Here is a 17,335-nt window from a genome sequence, read left to right as displayed (position 1 = left end):
CTAATCGTCGAATTCGGGGCAGCGCAGCTTCTCGGTCAGGGCAAACATGGACTCGATTTCGGCGGGGCTGAGGGCTCCGCCGATGATCGATTCAATCGTACGCATATGGGCGCGGGCCACCGGACGGTAGGCCGAGAAGCCCTCCTCGGTGAGGGTGATGATCATGCCGCGGCGATCATCCGGATCGGCTTCCTTGGTGACAAACCCCTCGGCCGAGAGCTTGTCGATGAGTCGGCTCACGCTGGGCTGGCTCAGCAGCACCAGCCGGTTCAGATCGCGCAGCTTGGCTTTGCGGCCGGGCTGGCGGGAGAGCGTGAACATCACGTCGTACTCGTTCATCGTGAGGCCACCCATCGGGAAGTCCTCACTCAGCCGGCGCATGATGCCCACCTGCGCGCGGAACAGCGATTCCCAGGCTTCTACCGCACCGTTCATCGCGGATCGCCGGTTTCGGAGGTGTCCGAACTCGCGTGTTCGTGGTCGGTGATCTCGGGGTCGTTGGACTCAAGATCGTGTGTCTCGGGATCGTTCACGTTGATCGCGAGGGCAGGGTTTGCGCGGATCAGCGAGCGGTAGAGCATCACCATGCCCCAAAACGATGTGCTGAGACCGGTGAGGAGAACTCCCGCACCGATCAGGGTCAGATACCAGGGTCCGTTGAGCGCTCCCAGCACGATCAGCAGGATGCCCACCGCGGTGAAGAGCAGGCCGCCACCAAAGCATGCGGCACCCAGCACCTTGAGGGCGCGGAGTTCGCGTGCGGAATCGGTGGCCTGCGTCATCCTCCCAGCGTACCGCGTTCGCGGGTCTGCGATGGAGCTGGAAGTTTCGCCCCTGGCGCACCGGTTGGGGGAATAACGGACGCGGGGTGCGTGGACATGAACAAGGGCCGATCGTAGAGGCGTACGATCGGCCCTTCCCCTTGCACCAAGAGTGTCCTGCAATCACATGTGCGTTTCGTCGTCACAGCAAAACTTCGAACGCAGTACGAATATATAACATCCAGGTAACGATTACCAGGGCTTGACCGTCTCGGTGGCTGGGAGTTTGCCGCATAGCGGTATTTGGTGGTCTGCGGGCCCGAATCTGCGCACGGCACGGATGTTGATTCCCCGGAAATCCGCCGATGTGGGGATTTTGGGTCCACAATTGAACCCCGACCCCGTGCGGGCGCTCAAGCGCCGCACACACGTGAGGAGACACGGATGAAGAAGAAGGCGACGCGCCCCGATGCGGAACCTCGGCTGAGTTCCGGCGGCGATGTGGGACTGCACCGTGAGCCTGCGGGAGGATCCGGCGTACACGTTAACGCGTTTCGGATCGGCCTGGTGGGTACCCTGGGTGTGCTTATTGCGCTCCTGCTCGGGGGTATTGTCAGCCAGCTGAGTACCGTCCTGGTGTACATCGGCATCGCCCTATTCCTGGCGCTGGGTCTCGACCCGCTGGTTTCCTGGCTTGAGAAGCGGATGCCACGTCCCGCGGCGATTGCCGCGGTGGTGCTGGTGGTTTTGGCCGCCCTGGCGGGCCTCCTCTTGGCCGTCATTCCGGTGCTTGTGGAGCAGTCCTCGAACCTGATTCGGGATTTCCCGGGCTTTGCTTCGGACTTCCAGAAGAATGACATTGTGCTCCAGATCCAGAAGCTGCTGGGTGATTCCGTGGACATCAAGCAGGTCATCAAGGGGGCCACCGACTTCCTGGGAGATCCCAAAAACCTGGTGGCGATCGGCGGAGGCCTCGCCCAGGTGGGGGCCGGTGTTGCCAGCGGCATCACCGGGCTGATCATCGTGCTGATTCTGACCCTGTACTTTATGGCCTCGCTGCGCTCGATGAAGCAGACCGTGTACCGCTTTGTTCCCGCGTACCAGCGTGCGGGTTTCGCCAAGATCTCCGAGGACATCACCGGTGCCGTCGGACGCTATGTGGTGGGGCAGGTATCGCTTGCCCTGATCAATGGTGTGCTCAGCCTGATTCTGTTGTCGATCATTCAGGCACCAATGCCGTTCCTGCTGGCATTCTTCGCCTTCATTGGGTCCCTGATTCCGCTTGTGGGTACCCTGAGTGCGTCGATCCTGAACACCCTGATCTGCCTGTTGGTGGACCCCAGCCTGGCGCTGATTACGGGTATTTACTACCTGATCTACCTGCAGGTGGAGGCCTACATCATTTCCCCGCGCATCATGAGTCGTGCGGTTGCGGTCCCCGGGGCGATGGTGGTCATTGCCGCCGTTGCCGGTGGCACCATCGGCGGTGTGCTCGGGGCGCTGGCGGCTATTCCGGTCGCTGCCTCGGTGATCATCATCGTGCAGAAGGTGGTGTGGCCGCGCCAGGACCGTAAGGTCGCCGCGGTGTCCTAGTCGCGCACGGCGTCCACTGAGGTGCCCCGCACGTCCCGTAGGGGTGTGCGGGGCACCCTGCGTTAGTGCCTCATCGGACGCTCCCCGGTGGCGGTTCCGTGTGATCAGCGGGCGGAAGCGGTGCCGCGCGTGACTCATCATCGGGGAACAGCGTGGTGAGGACGCTGCCCAGTCGCCTTGCACTCTCGGGTGTGAGCACCAGGTGTTCTCCATGCTCATCGGAGTGGATCACAACCACCGGCTCAGCCGGCGGTACCTGCGGATTCACGATGATATCGAGCAGCACGGGTTGGAGCTCGGGTACCGGCCCGCTCTGCAGTACGGTGGCGACGCTCGCCAGCCAGCGAGGCTCCCCACGGGCACTCTCTGCATCGAGCAGCTCCGACTCGGAAAGTTCCGACTCGGAACGCTCCTTCTCGGAACGCGTCAACGTGGCAGACGCCGCCCCGGCCAGCGCGGTCTCGGTGGGCACAGCCCCGGGAGGCGCAGCCCCGGGAGGCACAGCCTCGGTAGGCCCAGCCCCGGTAGGCACTGTTTCTGTGGGCGCTGTTTTGGCGGTTACTGTTTTGGCGGTTACGGACGCCGCCTCCGGTGGGCGCACCCGTGCATGACCGCGCTCGGGCGGAGGAGCATTCTCTGAGTGGGCATGTTCCGCGGCGAGGGCTGCGGGCCCCGGTGCCGGGGGAATGGCACCGTCGGAGGGCGTTGAGGGTTCGGACCCGGTGGGTGCCGAACGCCGTGGGTGAAGCAGGGCTGTTTTCATCGGTGGATCCCTTCACCGGCACATTCTGAGCCTAACTCGACCCTCCGACACTCATGGATCGGATGGTGAGGGGCGTGCCGATGGAAGATGATCCTCCTGCTCGGCGTAGCGCAGGAGGGCTCGTGCCGAGAGACGATGAACGACAGCGGCGCGCTGCGTGGGAGCGCTAGCGGTCGCTGAGATCCGGCGGGGTGCTGGGCAGCAGCTCCTCAATCGGTACTCCGAAGACCTGGCTAAGTGCGAGGACGTTTTGGAGCGAGGGGTTGGCTGAGGTTCCCGGGCGAGACTCGCCCTTTTCGAACTTCTGATAGGTGTATCGGCTAATTCCGGCCGCCATTGCGACCTGCTCCTGGCTGAGGCCGCGCCCGAGTCGAAGATGACGGAGCGAACTGCCCAGGAGATTGGCATACTGGGACCAGGTAGGTGTCTCGGCGAAGTGTTCCATAAGACCAGCATGTAAGCGATTGTCTCAGTCTAGGGCCATACCCGTGTGACAATCGCCTGTGAATCCGGTGAAATTCCAGAAGACTGCTCGGTTTTCGGGCTGATGAACCCCGATATACGCCGAATATGACGTTGCGACCGTGGCCGCTCGCCGTCTAAAAGAGGTCGGGGCTCGGTGCCGAAGCGTAGCGGATGGTGACGTCTGCGTGACGGTCAAAACGGTAGCCGACGCCGCGAACGGTACGGACGATGTCTTCGTAGCGGTCAAGCTTGGCCCGCAGGCGACGGATGTGGACGTCGATGGTGCGCTCGTTCGGAGCGGCCTCCTCGTCCTCGGGGTTCCACAGGGCACCGATCAGCTCGGCGCGATCCACGGTGCGCCCCTCGCGCAGCACCAGGTACTGCAGCAGCTCGAACTCCTTGAAGGTGAGCGAGACGGCGGTGTTGTCCAGAGCCAGACGCTTGCGGGAGAGGTCAATCACGACGCCGGCGTGTGCGCGGTCGAGCTCGCCGGTGTGGCTCTCCTCGGTGTCGCGGTGACGAGCCAGGGCTGCCGGCTCCTGCAGGGCCAGGCGCACCACGTCGATGTCGCGGCCACCGGCACCGGCGGGTGCAAGAGCAACGGCCGCGTAGGTTTCCGAAGCGGGAGCGATCTGGGCGGCGAGGTCCTTGAGAGCCTGCACTACCTGGCCCAGGCTCGAGCCATCGGCCAGGGCCTTGGCCTCATCCAGCCCGACGTAGAGCACGAAGCCGCGAGCCTCGGTGCCCTCGGGAACCGAACGCAGACGCGGGGCTGCGGGAGCGGCGGGTGCCGCGGCCACAACCGGGGCGACTGCGGGCACCGCGGTGCTGGTGGTGGTACGTCCGGCGGTCAGCGCGGTGGCGATGCGGTCAGCCTCGGCGCTGCGGGTGGCGGGGGCGGAGATGGTGGTGGTGATCGACATGAGAAGTCCCTAAAGGTTTTGGTGTCGACGGTCATCCGGGGGCGAGTGCCTCGGCCGGGCCGTTACGACGGGTGTGTTGTGTGTATCCGGATCGACGAATCGGAAGGTCGTTCCGGGGGAGTCGCGTTCAAAAACGCTCCGGGTCTCGACGCCGAGTCTTCTTCTGGATGAGGAGAAGCGGGGCGGAGACGGTGGCGGAAGCTAGCGAGCTAGCTGCACATTCGACAACACATGACAGCGCTACGGGGCATCATCATGCCCACAGTCCCATGAGACTCGAGGGAGCTCCGGGTACGCGCGAATTCAGTCATATGCCGATTATGCCCAGAGCGAAGCGTGCTGTCAACTGATCACCCTTGATTGGGGGGACAAAAAACGGCGGCACCGGAAAACCGATGCCGCCGTGGGCCCTGACCGTGTGCCAGGGACGAAGTTTTAGACCAGGCCGTAGAGGCGGTCGCCCGCGTCACCCAGACCGGGAACGATGTAGCCGTGCTCGTCCAGACGCTCGTCCACCGTGCCCAGCACCAGCTTGACGTCGCGGCCCTCGGTGAGCTTCTCCAGTGCGGCCACACCCTCGGGGGCGGCCAGCAGGCAGATCGCGGTGACGTCGTCTGCGCCACGGTCAAAGAGGAACTTGATCGCCGCACCCAGCGAACCGCCGGTTGCGAGCATCGGGTCCAGGACGAAGCACTGGCGGCCCGACAGATCATCCGGCAGACGCTCGGCGTAGGTCTTCGGCTCGAAGGTTTCCTCATCGCGCAGCATGCCCAGGAATCCGACCTCGGCGGTCGGGAGCAGCTTGACCATGCCCTCGAGCATGCCCAGACCGGCGCGCAGGATGGGGACCACGAGCGGACGCGGCGAGGAGATCGCGAGTCCGGTGGTGGTGGTGACCGGGGTCTCGATTTCGACCGTCTCGGTGCGAACCTCACGGGTTGCCTCATACGCGAGCAGGGTGACCAGCTCCTCGGTGAGGGACCGGAAGATCGGCGACGGGGTGTTCTTGTCCCGCAGGACCGTCAGTTTGTGGGTGATCAGGGGGTGATCGGCTACGTGCACTCGCATACTGTTAACAATACCTGGGTGAAGGGAACCTTGCGGTGGTAATGAGTGTGCGCGCGGAAGATGAGCGCTGGATGGGCCTGGCCCTGGAGCAGGCGCGCCTGACCGCGGAAAGTGCGGATGTCCCGGTGGGAGCCATTCTGGTTGACTCCGCGGGTACCGTGGTGGCAACCGGATTTAACCTCAAGGAGGCCCGCCACGATCCCACCGCGCACGCCGAAATCGAGGCGATTCGTGCGGCCACCGCGGCACGGGGGGATTGGCAGCTGCGTGATCTGACCCTGGTGGTCACCCTGGAGCCGTGCATCATGTGTGCCGGGGCGATCCTCGCCGCCCGCATCCCACGCGTGGTCTTTGGAGCCTGGGAGGACAAGGCCGGTGCCGCCGGCAGCGCGTTTGACCTGCTGCGGGATCGCCGCCTCGCCCACCGGGCCGAGGTCGTCGGGGGCGTGCGCGAGGCCGAGTGCGCGGCCATCCTGGTGGAGTTTTTCCGGGAGACCCTGGCGAGCCCGACCGACCTGTAGTTCGGCCGGAGGCTAAACCCGCTCGCGATCCACGTCGGGTTCGAGATAGATCACGCGCGCCATCGGTTCGGCGGCACGGATACGGGCCTCGATCACGTTGATGTTTTCGGAGACTTCGGCGACCGTGCGGGCCGGATCCACGGCGATTTTTGCCGCCACCATGATCTCCTCGGGTCCCAGATAGAGGGTCTTCAGGTGAATGATCCGCTCGGCTTCGGCTTCGGGTCCGGCCACGATGGCATCCCGAATCGCGGTGGCCTGTTCGGCGGTGGCCCCCTCACCCACCAGGAGGCTCTTGGTCTCGATGCCCAGCACGATCGCGACCAGGACCAGCAGCGCACCAATCGCCAGGGTGCCGATCGCATCCCAGGTGGCGTTGCCGGTGATGACGGTGAGGCCGACGCCGAGGAAGGCGAGCACCAGACCGATCAGCGCGGCCACGTCCTCCAGCAGCACAACGGGCAGCTCGGGGGCCTTGGCGCGGCGGATGAACTGGATCCAGGACTGGGTGCCCCGGGTGTGGTTGGACTCGCGGATCGCCGTGCGCAGGGAGAAGCCCTCGAGCCCGATCGCGACCGTCAGTACCACCATAGGCAGCCACCACATTTCCAGCTCATGCGGGTGGGTGAGCTTATTGATGCCCTCATAGATCGAGAACACGCCACCGACCGAGAACAGGATGATCGAGACCACAAACGCATAGACGTAGCGCTCGCGTCCGTACCCGAACGGGTGCTCCTCGTCGGCCAGACGACGCGATTTTCTTCCGCCCAGCAGAAGCAGCAGCTGGTTGCCCGAGTCGGCGAGGGAGTGCACACCCTCGGCGAGCATCGACGCCGAACCGGAGAAGAACCAGGCGATGAACTTGGTCAGCGCGATGCCGACATTTGCCAGCAGCGCCGCGATGATGGCACGATTGCCGCCCTGTGTACTCATGTGATCCCCCTCGTGTGGTGGATCACATCCTAGTCCCGCACGGTAGCCGGCGGGGTGGGGCGACGGAAGGTGTCGCGCATATGGTCGGAGTCGAGGTAGTCGGCCACACCGATCAGGATCAGGCTGAAGATGATTTGCTCGGTGATCATCCACACCGGGTAGAACCCGGGGATCGCCGCGAGCACGAGGGTCACCACGGGGAAAATCTTGCTGAACAGGCGCAGCCGCGAGTATCCCCAGGACCAGCCCAGCTGCGCGCGCCAGGAGAAGTAGAACAGGGTCGCGGTCATGCCGAGGACCACCACGCTGCGCGTCCATACCGACAGCGGCACGTGTTCGCCGCGTCCCAGCAGGACGAGCGCGATCACCACGGCGACGATGCCGAGCACCAGCTCGATCAGCAGCAGGATCGTCACCGCCCGGAATGCTCGCACCGTGCGCGGATGCGTGCGAGCCTCCTCGGCGATGCGTTCGGAGGCGCGCGATCCACCGGCGATACGGTCCAGGCGAAGCAGTAGCGGCTCGAGGTTCATGGTCCCAGGGTAATCCGAATCACGCCACGCGGGCATGCGCACACGGCGCGGATTTAGGATGGGGGAATGACCTCCACGAACGCACCCAGCATCGCATTCCTCGGTACCGGTTCGATGGGCGGGGCGATTCTCTCCGGCCTCGTCGCCTCGGGAGCCACCGCCACCAGCCCGGTGATCGCGACCAACCGCACGCCGGAAAAGGCCCAGGCGCTGTCGAAGCTGGAGGGTGTGACCGGCATCGCGCTGAACGAGAACCCCGAGGGCAACCGTGAGGCCGCCGCCGGTGCCGACATCATCCTGATCGGCGTGAAGCCCGGCATGGTCCCGGACCTGCTCGCCGAGATTGCCCCGGCGCTCAAGCCCGGTGCGATCGTGGTGAGCCTGGCCGCGGGCGTGACCATCCAAACCTTCGAGTCGATCCTGCCCGACACCGCGATTGTGGTGCGCTCGATGCCAAACACCCCCGCCGTGGTGGGTCGCGCGGTCACCGGTATCGCCCCGGGTACCCGCGCCGATGCGGCCGCGATGGCCGCCGTGCGTGCGGTCTTTGAGACCGTGGGTGAGGTGCTGGAGGTGGCCGAGGACCGGATCGACGCGCTCAGCACCATCTCCGGCTCCGGTCCCGCCTACGTGTTTGCGCTGATCGAGGCGCTCACCGCCGCCGCCATCGAGAAGGGATTCAGCCCGGACGAGGCCGACCTGCTGGTGCAGGGCACCTTCCGTGGGGCGACCGAACTCCTGGCCGCATCGGACCAGACCCCGACTCAGCTGCGGATCAACGTGACCAGCCCCAAGGGCACCACCGAGCGTGCGCTCGCGGTGATGAGCGACGCCGGTCTGGACCAGATGTTCATCCGCGCGACCGATGCCGCCCTGGCGCGGGCCAAGGAGCTCGCGGCCGGCAGCTAGCCAAGCTTCATGGTGGTGAGGCAGGTGGGGTCCTCATCGCCGGTGGCGATCTGCGTGGTTGCGGACTTTCCGTCCTGGGAGATGGTGAGGGTTCCGCTGATGTTGCGGGGGAGCCAGATTCCGACGAAGCCGTTGTTGTTGGTGGTGAGTTTTTGATCGAGGATCTTCTCGCCGGTTGAGTCGGTGACCGTCACCTCGGCCTCGGCATCCTGGAGCTCGCCGAGGCACGTGGTGAGGCTGTGGAAGAAGCAGTCGTGTGAGCTGTTTTGGTACGGTGCGACCGACAGGTAGAACTCATCCGCTGGCATCGGCAGCTCGGAGGTCTGCCCGGACTGATCGGTGAGCATCAGGGTCGCCGGGCGCACCGAGGCCATCAGATCGCGCGGGCGCTGATCCAGGGAGGTCGCCTCCAGCTTGTCGATCACTCCGCGGGCATCGAGTCCCTCCAGCCCATGGGTGGCAAGGGTGCTGTGGACATCCCCGGCGGAGGTCGGTGACGAGGGAGCCGCGGCGTCGGCGGTGCACCCGGCGAGGCCGAGGGTGAGCGCAAGCAGCAGCGGTGTGGCGGACAGGGCAACCTTTGTGATGTGCGTCGACATGTCTTCACGCTAACCAGCGCCGCTTCGCCAATGGTAAAAACGGGCGGAGGGTGATGCCGGGGCTGTCGGTTGCCTAGACCGTCTTCGCCAGCTGCTGCACCCGCTGGTAGGAGAGCCCGAGCAGGGCACCGGCGTCGCTCTGAGAGAGCTGCGCCTCGGTCAGCAGATTCCGGACGGCCTCGCGCCGCAGTCCATGCACTCGCCCGCAACGCAGCGGCGGGGCCGGAGAATGCTCTCCGACCCCGCCGCTTGGGTGTGGGCTAGGCGCTCAGCGTCTCGCGCACGGTGCGGGTTGCCGCCAGGATGTTGCGCAGCGAGTCCACGGTTTCGTCATAGCCGCGGGTCTTCAGGCCGCAGTCCGGGTTGACCCAGACCTGGCGCTGCGGGATCGACCCCAGCGCGGTCTGCAGCAGCTCGGTGACCTCGGCGACGCTGGGCACGCGCGGCGAGTGGATGTCGTAGACGCCCGGACCGATGCCGCGGCCAAAGCCCGAGCGCTCGATGTCCGGCACAACCTCCATCTTGGAGCGGGCGGCCTCGATCGAGGTCACGTCGGCATCCAGGCGGTTGATCGCGTCGATCACCACGCCAAACTCCGAGTAGCAGAGGTGGGTGTGGATCTGGGTTTCCTGGGCCACACCCGAGGTGGCCAGGCGGAAGGATCCCACCGACCAGTCGAGGTAGGAGGGCTGGTCGGCGAGCTTGAGCGGCAGCAGCTCGCGCAGTGCGGGCTCATCCACCTGGATGATGCCAATGCCGGCGGCCTCCAGATCGGCGATCTCGTCGCGCAGGGCCAGGGCCACCTGGTTGGCGGTGTCGGCCAGCGGCTGGTCATCGCGGACAAAGCTCCAGGCGAGGATCGTGACCGGACCGGTCAGCATGCCCTTGACCGGCTTGGCGGTGAGCGACTGGGTAAAGGTGGACCAGTCCACGGTGATCGGTGCCGGACGCGACACGTCGCCCCACAGCAGCGACGGACGCGTACAGCGGCTGCCGTAGCTCTGCACCCAGCCGAGCTCGGTCACGGCAAAACCGTCGAGATTCTCGGCGAAGTACTGGACCATGTCGTTGCGCTCGGGCTCGCCGTGCACCAGCACGTCCAGGCCGATCTCCTCCTGGAGGTCAACCACGCGGCGGATCTCATCCTCCATCGCGCCGCGGTACTCGGTCTCGGTGATTTCCCCGCGGGCAAAGCGGGCGCGCTCGCGGCGGATGTCGCCGGTCTGCGGGAACGAACCGATCGTGGTGGTCGGCAGCGGGGGCAGGCCGAGGGCCGCGTCCTGGGCGCTCAGGCGCTCGGTGTAATCCCCGCGGGTGAAGTCGGCGTCGGTCAGGGCGGCCGCGCGCTCACGCACGGCACCGTCGCGCACGCCGGGCGCCGAGTGGCGGTCGGCGAGGGCGGCGGTGGCCTCGGCCAGCTCGGCCGAGATCGCAACGGGACCCTCGGTCAGGGCGGTGGCGAGCAGGGCGATCTGTCCCACCTTCTGGTCGGCGAAGGCCAGCCAGGAGACCAGGCGCGGATCGAGCTTGGTCTCCACGGTCACGTCCTGCGGGACGTGGAACAGGCTGGTCGAGCTGGAGACGGCGACGTTGGGGCTCAGCGCGCGCAGGCTCTCCAGGGTCTCCCAGACACCGGCGAGGTCGCCGCGCCAGATGTTGTGACCGTCGATCACGCCGCCGACGAGGGTCTTTGAGGTTTCGAAACCGGTGGGCACTGCGCCGCGGACCAGGTCCACGCCGATCGCCTCAACCGGGCTGTTCAGCAGCACCGGCAGGGCGTCGCCGAGGTCGTTATAGGGGGCGGCGACGAAGATCTGCGGACGTTCGCTCTCGCCTCCCAGCACCTCGAAGGCGCGGGCTGCGGCCGCCAGCAGCTCGGCACGGGGCACCTCGATGCTCTCGCTCACCAGGGCCGGCTCATCCAGCTGCACCCACTCGGCACCGGCGGCGCGCAGGGCGGCCAGCAGTTCGGCGTAGACGGGCAGCAGGTCGTCGAGGCGCGAGATCGGGGTGAAGCCGGCGGGGGCATCCACGGCGGGCTTGGCGAGGGCCAGCAGGGTGACCGGGCCGACGATCACCGGGCGGGTGACAAAGCCCTGCTCGCGGGCTTCGATGACCTCGTTAACCAGGCGACGCGAGGCCAGGTGGAAGGTGGTGTCGGGGCCGATTTCGGGCACCAGGTAGTGGTAGTTCGAGTCGAACCACTTGGTCATCTCGGCGGGCACATCCGCGCCCTCACCGCGGGCGATGGTGAAGTAGCCGGCGAGGTCGACGGTGCCATCCTCGGCCACCAGACGCTCGAAACGGGTGGGAATCGCACCCACGGTGACCGCGGCATCGAGTACCTGGTCGTAGTAGCTGAAAGCCTCGGGGATCGAGGAGTCCGCGCGGCCCAGGCCGAGTGCGGCCAGGCGCTCGCGGGTACCGGCACGCAGCTCGCGGGCGGTGGTCTCCAGCTCCTCGGCGGAGGTCTTGCCGGCCCAGAAGGCCTCGACCGCGCGCTTGAGCTCACGGCGCGGACCGATCCGCGGATAGCCGAGGATGGTGCCGGTGGGGAACGGTGTGTGGGTCATGCGTATTCCTTTACGGGGACGTAGAGACCGGTCTCGCGCAGGATGCGCAGGACGGCCGGGTGTTGGTTGAAGGTATAGAGGTGAAGGCCGCTGGCGCCGCCGTTCAGGAGGGCGCGGCTGAGGCTGGTGGCATGGTCCACGCCCACCTCAAACTGCGCCTCGGGGGATCCCGCCGCTTCGAGCTTTCGCAGCAGTTCGGTGGGAAGCTTTTCTCCGGTGAGCTGCACGATGCGGTGCAGCCGCTCGGGGCTGAGCACGGGCATGATCCCCGGGAGGATACGCATCGTGATGCCCGCGGCCCGGGCCTGATCCACAAAGCGCAGATAGTCTTCGGGATCAAAAAACAGCTGGGTGATGGCCAGGTTCGCCCCGGCCGCCTCCTTGGCCAGCAGGGTGTCGAGATCCTGCGAGACCGAGCGCGAGCGTGGGTGACCGTTGGGGAACGCGGCCACGGCGATGGTGACCTTGGGCTGCGGCGCGAGCCGGGTGCCCCGCGGGAATCCGGCCAGCGGAGGCTGGACGAACTGGGCCTTTTCGGCGCGGATGCGGTGGATCAGCTGCACCAGCTCGCCGGCGGACCCGAGGTCGCCGAGGAAGTTCTCGCCCTCCTTCGCGCCCGCCGGAGGATCGCCGCGCAGCGCCAGAAACTTTGTGATCCCGGCGTCGAGAAACTCGTGGATCATCGCCGAGGCCTCGGCGTAGGAGGAGCCCACGCAGGTGAGATGTGCCATCGCGTCGACCCCGCCCGCGCGCAGCTGTTGGAGGACCCGTAGGGAGCGGTCGGTGGTGGTGCCGCCGGCTCCGTAGGTCACCGAGATGAACTCGGGTCCGGATGCCACCAGGTGCGCGAGGGACACCTCGAGCGCATCGGCAGCGGCGGCCGATCGGGGCGGGTAAAGCTCAAATGAAAAGGTAGTAGCCACACCTATCTCCTTGGGGAAAATATCGGTGGGGCGGATACCGGGCTCGGTGCTCGCTCCGGGCATCGTCTGGCGATGCCGTGACCCGAGACTAACAACGCGGGAGGGGCAAACCGGCGAGTATTACGGCAGGTTTCTTCCTGGTGTTACGGCATGTTTCGGCGGACGTTGGTGGTTGACTCGGAGGCTCGTTCGTGGTGCATTTAACGGGTGGGATTCTCGCACTGCTGCACGGCCCTGCGAGCCCCGTCCCGCGCACTCAACCCAGGAGGCATCATGACCGGAATTACCGCCGACGGCATCGAGATCGATCGGTTCTTTGAGGCGAGTCCCGCCGAGGTTTTTGAGGCGTGGACCACCCCGCAGCACTTCGCCCGCTGGTTTGGCGGGAACACGATCGAGGTGCCTCTCGACCAGCTCGACTTTGCCCCCGAGATCGAGGGCACCTGGAAGGCCACGATGGTGCTGCCGGATGGAAACACGATCAACTGGGCGGGCGACTTTCTGGAGATTGTGCCCAACGAGCGCTTCGTCTTCACCCTGACCGACAACCCGGCAGAGCCCGAGCGTGCCGCCGTGGTGGTCACCCTTGCCCCGGCCGCCGAGGATGGCGTCGACGGCACCCTGATCCACTTCAGCCAGGAAACCCCCGGCTTCGCCCCCGAGCAGCAGGCTGCGGCGCTGGCCGGCTGGCAGGGCTTCCTCGACGACCTGCTGCCCAGCCAGGCGTAGTCGCGGTACACACAAAGCGCGGGGCTCGAAACCGGACCCCGCGCCTGTGCGTGTGGACTAGCGGGCAGCCGGGAGCTCCGGCTCGCCCAGGGAGAGCATCAGGCGGTTCGCCCAGTTGAAGAAGGCGGCACCGTGCAGGGCATCGGCGATTTCCAGGTCGTCGAGGCCCGCTGCGCGCAGCGCATCGAGGTGGTCCTGGGACAGGGCGACCGGGGTTGCGGTTAGCGCCACCGAGGCGTCGATGATGGCGCTCCAGCGCTCATCCTGAGCGGAGTTGATGCCGTCGGCGAGGATGCGGTCGATGTCCTCGGCGCGGCCCGACTGCTGGGTCGCGAAGCGTGCGTGCACCGAGGCACAGAACAGGCAGCCGTTGCTGCGCGAGGCGGCCACCGCGGACAGCTCCCGGTCGGCACGGGGCAGGCCCGCATCGGTGTTATAGAAGATGTCGTTGTCGGTCGCGGTACGTGCACGCAGCGCCTCGGGATCGCGGACCAGTAGGCGGAAGTAGGGCAGCTTCGCGCGGTTTTTGTCCACCAGCGCGGTGAGGTGCTCGGCGGTCAGCTCATCCTCGGGGATCGGGGCGATCCACGGAACCCAGCCCAGACCGTCGCGGGTGAAGACCTCGGGGGCGCGCAGTTCGGGGTAGCCCAGGACCTGTCCCGGTGTGGTCTCGCTCATGCGTGTGCTCCTACGGTCTCGGCGTGAGTGTGCTCGGTGCTCTCGGCGGTGCCCCCGCCGGTAGTCTCGGCGTGGGCGTGGTCGGTGATGATGCCGGTCGTGGCCGGGTCCTGAGCCAGCAGGCGCAGGCCCGCGACCAGGCGCAGCTGGAAGCTCAGGAACGCGATGAGCTGCGAGATCACCACGATCGAGGTTTCATCCCAGCCCGCATCCAGCAGCTTTTGCAGCGCGGCGGCGCTCGCCTCCCTGGGGCGGAACACCAGCAGGTGTGCGTGTTCCAGGGCCGCGGCCAGCGGTGCGCCGAGGGCCGCGCGATCGGCCTCGGGGACCTCGAAGCGCAGACCCTCGGTGTTCTCGGATGCCAGCGCGGCCGAGGGATAGTGCCCAAACGGACCGGAGGCGGCGGCCGCGGCGGCCAGCGACTCGATTCGCGCACCCACATGGGTGTCCAGTTCACTCAGGTACTCGCGGTAGAACCCGGCGGTGGCGGGTTCGGCGCTGATCGCCGTGACAAATGCGGCGAGCGCATACCGATCCACCGCGGACACCGCGCCGGGCTCGGCCGGTTCCAGCAGCGCGTCATAGCTGGCCTGCGCGTTGGCGCGGGCTTCGGGGCGGCGCGAGCGGACAAGGTCCACCGGGGAGCCGGGGGTGATCCCGACCAGGTGATCAATCAGATCCTGGGTCATGCTGAATTCCTTTCGAGGCGAAGCTGAGGCGAAGCGGGGGTGAAACGATCTAGGACAGTGCGGGTGCCGGGCTGCCGATCGCCGGTGCCCAGCCGAGGGCGGGGGCCACCTGGGTGGCGATCAGCTCGATCGAGCGCAGGATGTACTCGTGCGGGGGATCCACCGAGTGCACCTGGAACACCAGATCGGTGGCGCGCTCGAGGATCGGGTCGGCCGAGAGCGAGGCGGTGACCTCCTCCGGGGTTCCCAGGTGTACGTCAAACTCGGCGATCAGCTCGGGCAGGGTGTCACCCAGCACGATCTGACCGGCCGCGCGGAACTGCGCCGCCGCCCGCCGCAATCCGGCCTCGGCAAAGCGCAGCGCGGTACGGCGATCATCGGCCACAAACACGGTGCGGGCCCCGGAGATGCGCGGGGAGACCCCGGCGGGCAGGGCCTCCAGGTAGGCATCCACGATGGGGCCCTGGATTTCGGCGAGGGTCAGGTTCGGGGTGCGCGGGGAGCGCTGCTGGGTGCGCGAAAGCAGCAGGCCGTCGCCCGCGCGTCCGGCACGGGTGCCGCCGGCGGGGGAGAACGTCGCCTGCCAGATCGCCTCGGCCAGCCGGGGTGCGGGCGGGGAGAGCCGGTTGCGATTGCGGCCCAACGGTTCCCCGGCGAGCGCCTGACGCAGCACCCGCAGGCCCGCGGCGAAGTCGCGCGAGCGGTCGGCGGGGTTGCGCCCAAACGTGGCAAACGCGCTGGGGGTTCCGCCGCTGCCGACTCCAAGTTCCAGGCGTCCACCCGAGAGCAGGTCAAAGACGGCGGCATCCTCGGCAACCCTGACCGCGTTTTCCAGCGGGAGGGTCACGATGCCGGTGCCCAGCCGGATGCGCTGGGTGTGGGCGGCCACATGGGACAGGAACACAAACGGGCTGGGCAGTCCGCCCTCATGCGGGTTGAAGTGGTGCTGGGCGACCCAGGCGGAGTCGTAACCGAAGGATTCGGCGTGCACAATCTGTTCGAGTGCGAGGCGAAGCCTGTCCCCGGAGCCCACCTGATCCAGTACCCGGGTAAAGAAGCCGAGTTTCTTCTCACCTCGAATCGTTGACATGTGTCTCCCCTTGCGTTGTAAATCGAACTCCCGGGCATCGCTGCGGCGGGAGCGCCCGGGATGCCGCATCCGAATGCGAATCGGGTGTGGGTCACAGGCTGCGGTGTCAGCCTAGGAGCGTGGAATCCCGCATCCGGCAATCGTGTCCTTATGCGTCGGCAGATGAACGCGTGTGACAGGCCCGGGAAGAGAAGATTGCCGTGTGTTACCCAGGGGGTGACTCGGGAGGGATCCCGCGAGTAGCGTGGCCCCATGTCAGCGCACACAGGTTCCCCGTCCTATGGCTTTGAGACCCGGCAGATTCACGCCGGAGAGATCAACGATGCCGAAACCACCGCCCGGGTGACCCCGATCTATCAGACCGCGGGGTACCGCTTTTCCAGTTTTGATGACGGGGAGGAGCGCTTCGCCGGGGCATCCAGTCGTCGGGCGTACTCCCGTAATGACAACCCAACCAACATCGTCGCGGCCAAGCGCATTGCCGACCTGGAGGGCGGGGTGGATGCGGTTCTGGTGGGCAGCGGGCAGGCGGCCATCGCGGTGACCCTGTTTGCGCTCGCCCAGACCGGCGACCACATCCTGGCCACCACCAACCTGTATGAGGGCACCCGCGAGATGTTCCGCACCTCGCTGGCAAGGCAGGGACTCAGCGTCGAATACGTCCCCGCCGATGCTCCGGCCGAGGTGTGGCACTCGAAGGTGACCGAGCGCACCCGGGCGATCTACACCGAGACCATCCCCAACCCGCTGGGCGACGTGGTGGATATCGCGGCGCTCGCGGATATCGCCCACGCCGCCGGTGTTCCGCTGGTGGTGGACTCCACGGTGGCCACCCCCTATCTTTGTCGACCGATCGAATGGGGTGCGGACATCGTGATCCACTCCACCTCCAAGTGGCTGGCCGGCCATGGCTCGGTGATCGGCGGTGCGGTCATCGACGGCGGGACGTTTGACTGGGCCGCGAACGGCGACCGCTTCCCGCACCTCACCACCTCGCCGCGTCCCGGCGTCGGCTCGGCCGTGGAGCGCTTCGGGGCCGGGGCGTACCTGGGGTTCCTGCGTACGGTCACGATCCTCGAATACGGACCCACCGTGCCGCCCACCTCGACCTTCCTGCTGCTGCAGGGCATCGAAACCCTCTCGCTGCGGATGGAACGACACGTAGACAACGCGCTCGCCGTGGCCCGCGAGTTCGAGGGACATCCGGCGCTGCGACAGATCCACTATCCGGGCCTGGAGAGCAGCCCGTACTATCCACTGACCCGAAAGTACCTGCCGCAGGGGGCCGGATCGATCGTCTCGTTTGACCTCGCCGGGGGCCGCGACGCCGCCCGCATCTTTATCGACGCGCTTGACCTGGTGACCCCGATGACCCACATCGGCGATGTGCGCTCCCTGGCGATCCACCTGGGCTCCACGATCCACGCCAAGCTCACCGAGGAGGAGCGCCTGGCCGTGGGCATCACCCCGGGTCTGGTGCGCCTCTCGATCGGGATCGAGAGCGCCGGGGACATCATTGCCGACCTCGGCCACGCCCTCGACGCGGTGAGCGCCGCCGGGTACTAGGCCGAGCAAGCAGGCC

General features: G+C 66.7%; 20 protein-coding genes. 5 read left to right on the top strand and 15 right to left on the bottom strand.

All coding sequences use genetic code 11. The features are described from left to right. Complete coding sequence (locus M2390_RS08105; RefSeq protein ID WP_259177943.1) at positions 1–435, bottom strand: MarR family winged helix-turn-helix transcriptional regulator; 435 nt, start codon at positions 433–435, stop codon at positions 1–3. Further along, entirely contained in the window at positions 432–782 is a 351-nt protein-coding gene (locus tag M2390_RS08100) for a hypothetical protein (protein ID WP_259177942.1), read from the bottom strand. Before M2390_RS08100 ends, M2390_RS08105 begins: the two co-directional genes overlap by 4 nt. Before the next feature lie 423 nt (positions 783–1,205). Here M2390_RS08100 and M2390_RS08095 point away from each other — a divergent pair, with 423 nt between their 5' ends. Continuing rightward, positions 1,206–2,354 (top strand): AI-2E family transporter, encoded by a 1,149-nt coding sequence (locus M2390_RS08095; RefSeq protein WP_259177941.1) that lies wholly within the window; start codon positions 1,206–1,208, stop codon positions 2,352–2,354. Positions 2,355–2,424: 70 nt separating this feature from the next. Here the strand turns inward: M2390_RS08095 and M2390_RS08090 are convergent, their stop codons facing one another. From M2390_RS08090 to upp, 4 genes are all read right to left on the bottom strand, one after another. Continuing rightward, positions 2,425–2,826, bottom strand: a complete 402-nt coding sequence (locus M2390_RS08090; protein ID WP_259177940.1) for a hypothetical protein — start codon at positions 2,824–2,826, stop codon at positions 2,425–2,427. Between the two features lie 457 nt (positions 2,827–3,283). After that, complete coding sequence (locus M2390_RS08085) at positions 3,284–3,562, bottom strand: helix-turn-helix domain-containing protein (RefSeq protein WP_030149163.1); 279 nt, start codon at positions 3,560–3,562, stop codon at positions 3,284–3,286. Positions 3,563–3,716: 154 nt separating this feature from the next. Then, a complete protein-coding gene (locus M2390_RS08080; protein WP_259177939.1) occupies positions 3,717–4,505 on the bottom strand; it encodes a winged helix-turn-helix domain-containing protein in 789 nt (262 codons plus the stop codon). A gap of 435 nt (positions 4,506–4,940) precedes the next feature. Continuing rightward, entirely contained in the window at positions 4,941–5,573 is a 633-nt protein-coding gene (upp, locus tag M2390_RS08075) for a uracil phosphoribosyltransferase (RefSeq protein WP_030149165.1), read from the bottom strand. A 41-nt stretch (positions 5,574–5,614) separates the two neighbouring features. Here upp and tadA point away from each other — a divergent pair, with 41 nt between their 5' ends. Then, on the top strand, positions 5,615–6,094 hold the full coding sequence (gene tadA / locus M2390_RS08070; protein WP_259177938.1) for a tRNA adenosine(34) deaminase TadA: 480 nt from the start codon (positions 5,615–5,617) through the stop codon (positions 6,092–6,094). 12 nt (positions 6,095–6,106) lie between these two features. On the opposite strand, the gene M2390_RS08065 is transcribed toward tadA, so the two are convergent. Both M2390_RS08065 and M2390_RS08060 read right to left on the bottom strand, forming a co-directional pair. Then, the gene (locus M2390_RS08065) at positions 6,107–7,030 is read right to left on the bottom strand and encodes a cation diffusion facilitator family transporter (RefSeq protein ID WP_259177937.1); all 924 of its coding nucleotides are present in this window, start codon (positions 7,028–7,030) and stop codon (positions 6,107–6,109) included. Positions 7,031–7,059: 29 nt separating this feature from the next. Continuing rightward, positions 7,060–7,563 carry a hypothetical protein gene (locus tag M2390_RS08060; RefSeq protein WP_030149168.1) on the bottom strand — a complete coding sequence of 168 codons (504 nt, stop codon included), beginning with the start codon at positions 7,561–7,563 and terminating at the stop codon, positions 7,060–7,062. 66 nt (positions 7,564–7,629) lie between these two features. Here M2390_RS08060 and proC point away from each other — a divergent pair, with 66 nt between their 5' ends. Next, on the top strand, positions 7,630–8,472 hold the full coding sequence (gene proC / locus M2390_RS08055) for a pyrroline-5-carboxylate reductase (RefSeq protein ID WP_259177936.1): 843 nt from the start codon (positions 7,630–7,632) through the stop codon (positions 8,470–8,472). Here proC and M2390_RS08050 read toward each other — a convergent pair. The 4 genes from M2390_RS08050 to M2390_RS08035 all read right to left on the bottom strand — a co-directional run bounded on the left by M2390_RS08050 (position 8,469) and on the right by M2390_RS08035 (position 12,567). Beyond that, a complete protein-coding gene (locus M2390_RS08050; RefSeq protein WP_259177935.1) occupies positions 8,469–9,071 on the bottom strand; it encodes a CueP family metal-binding protein in 603 nt (200 codons plus the stop codon). The two genes, proC and M2390_RS08050, sit on opposite strands and share 4 nt — an antisense overlap. A gap of 73 nt (positions 9,072–9,144) precedes the next feature. Continuing rightward, on the bottom strand, positions 9,145–9,270 hold the full coding sequence (locus tag M2390_RS08045) for a hypothetical protein (protein ID WP_259177934.1): 126 nt from the start codon (positions 9,268–9,270) through the stop codon (positions 9,145–9,147). Between the two features lie 61 nt (positions 9,271–9,331). Continuing rightward, positions 9,332–11,644, bottom strand: a complete 2,313-nt coding sequence (gene metE / locus M2390_RS08040) for a 5-methyltetrahydropteroyltriglutamate--homocysteine S-methyltransferase (protein ID WP_259177933.1) — start codon at positions 11,642–11,644, stop codon at positions 9,332–9,334. Further along, a complete protein-coding gene (locus tag M2390_RS08035; protein WP_259177932.1) occupies positions 11,641–12,567 on the bottom strand; it encodes a methylenetetrahydrofolate reductase in 927 nt (308 codons plus the stop codon). The genes metE and M2390_RS08035 overlap by 4 nt, the downstream gene beginning before the upstream one ends. A gap of 273 nt (positions 12,568–12,840) precedes the next feature. On the opposite strand from M2390_RS08035, the gene M2390_RS08030 reads away from it, so the two are divergent. Then, complete coding sequence (locus M2390_RS08030) at positions 12,841–13,296, top strand: SRPBCC domain-containing protein (protein WP_259177931.1); 456 nt, start codon at positions 12,841–12,843, stop codon at positions 13,294–13,296. A gap of 57 nt (positions 13,297–13,353) precedes the next feature. Here M2390_RS08030 and M2390_RS08025 read toward each other — a convergent pair whose 3' ends face one another. The 3 genes from M2390_RS08025 to M2390_RS08015 are packed head-to-tail and all read right to left on the bottom strand — an operon-like array spanning position 13,354 to position 15,753. After that, positions 13,354–13,974, bottom strand: a complete 621-nt coding sequence (locus M2390_RS08025; RefSeq protein WP_259177930.1) for an alkylhydroperoxidase domain protein — start codon at positions 13,972–13,974, stop codon at positions 13,354–13,356. Beyond that, a complete protein-coding gene (locus M2390_RS08020) occupies positions 13,971–14,663 on the bottom strand; it encodes a CMD domain protein (protein ID WP_259177929.1) in 693 nt (230 codons plus the stop codon). The genes M2390_RS08025 and M2390_RS08020 overlap by 4 nt, the downstream gene beginning before the upstream one ends. Positions 14,664–14,712: 49 nt before the next feature. Next, positions 14,713–15,753, bottom strand: coding sequence for a putative FMN-dependent luciferase-like monooxygenase (locus M2390_RS08015; RefSeq protein WP_259177928.1), 1,041 nt, complete (start codon positions 15,751–15,753; stop codon positions 14,713–14,715). Positions 15,754–16,005: 252 nt separating this feature from the next. Here M2390_RS08015 and M2390_RS08010 point away from each other — a divergent pair, with 252 nt between their 5' ends. Continuing rightward, positions 16,006–17,319, top strand: a complete 1,314-nt coding sequence (locus M2390_RS08010) for an O-acetylhomoserine aminocarboxypropyltransferase/cysteine synthase family protein (RefSeq protein WP_259177927.1) — start codon at positions 16,006–16,008, stop codon at positions 17,317–17,319. Positions 17,320–17,335 lie beyond the last annotated feature (16 nt).

Source organism: Mycetocola sp. BIGb0189 (assembly GCF_024810155.1).
Classification (GTDB): domain Bacteria; phylum Actinomycetota; class Actinomycetes; order Actinomycetales; family Microbacteriaceae; genus Mycetocola; species Mycetocola lacteus.
Note: the sequence above shows the minus strand (reverse complement) of the source record. Positions and strands in the feature narration are given on the sequence as shown.

Bases quoted from the DNA above. Each gene is read 5' to 3' on its own strand.
- M2390_RS08010 (WP_259177927.1), top strand. From the start codon at position 16,006: ATGTCAGCGCACACAGGTTCCCCGTCCTATGGCTTTGAGACCCGGCAG.
- tadA (WP_259177938.1), top strand. From the start codon at position 5,615: ATGAGTGTGCGCGCGGAAGATGAGCGCTGGATGGGCCTGGCCCTGGAG.
- M2390_RS08015 (WP_259177928.1), bottom strand. From the start codon at position 15,753: ATGTCAACGATTCGAGGTGAGAAGAAACTCGGCTTCTTTACCCGGGTA.
- M2390_RS08030 (WP_259177931.1), top strand. From the start codon at position 12,841: ATGACCGGAATTACCGCCGACGGCATCGAGATCGATCGGTTCTTTGAG.
- M2390_RS08105 (WP_259177943.1), bottom strand. From the start codon at position 435: ATGAACGGTGCGGTAGAAGCCTGGGAATCGCTGTTCCGCGCGCAGGTG.
- M2390_RS08050 (WP_259177935.1), bottom strand. From the start codon at position 9,071: ATGTCGACGCACATCACAAAGGTTGCCCTGTCCGCCACACCGCTGCTG.
- M2390_RS08025 (WP_259177930.1), bottom strand. From the start codon at position 13,974: ATGAGCGAGACCACACCGGGACAGGTCCTGGGCTACCCCGAACTGCGC.
- M2390_RS08080 (WP_259177939.1), bottom strand. From the start codon at position 4,505: ATGTCGATCACCACCACCATCTCCGCCCCCGCCACCCGCAGCGCCGAG.
- M2390_RS08100 (WP_259177942.1), bottom strand. From the start codon at position 782: ATGACGCAGGCCACCGATTCCGCACGCGAACTCCGCGCCCTCAAGGTG.
- M2390_RS08065 (WP_259177937.1), bottom strand. From the start codon at position 7,030: ATGAGTACACAGGGCGGCAATCGTGCCATCATCGCGGCGCTGCTGGCA.
- proC (WP_259177936.1), top strand. From the start codon at position 7,630: ATGACCTCCACGAACGCACCCAGCATCGCATTCCTCGGTACCGGTTCG.
- upp (WP_030149165.1), bottom strand. From the start codon at position 5,573: ATGCGAGTGCACGTAGCCGATCACCCCCTGATCACCCACAAACTGACG.
- M2390_RS08095 (WP_259177941.1), top strand. From the start codon at position 1,206: ATGAAGAAGAAGGCGACGCGCCCCGATGCGGAACCTCGGCTGAGTTCC.
- M2390_RS08085 (WP_030149163.1), bottom strand. From the start codon at position 3,562: ATGGAACACTTCGCCGAGACACCTACCTGGTCCCAGTATGCCAATCTC.
- M2390_RS08020 (WP_259177929.1), bottom strand. From the start codon at position 14,663: ATGACCCAGGATCTGATTGATCACCTGGTCGGGATCACCCCCGGCTCC.
- M2390_RS08060 (WP_030149168.1), bottom strand. From the start codon at position 7,563: ATGAACCTCGAGCCGCTACTGCTTCGCCTGGACCGTATCGCCGGTGGA.
- metE (WP_259177933.1), bottom strand. From the start codon at position 11,644: ATGACCCACACACCGTTCCCCACCGGCACCATCCTCGGCTATCCGCGG.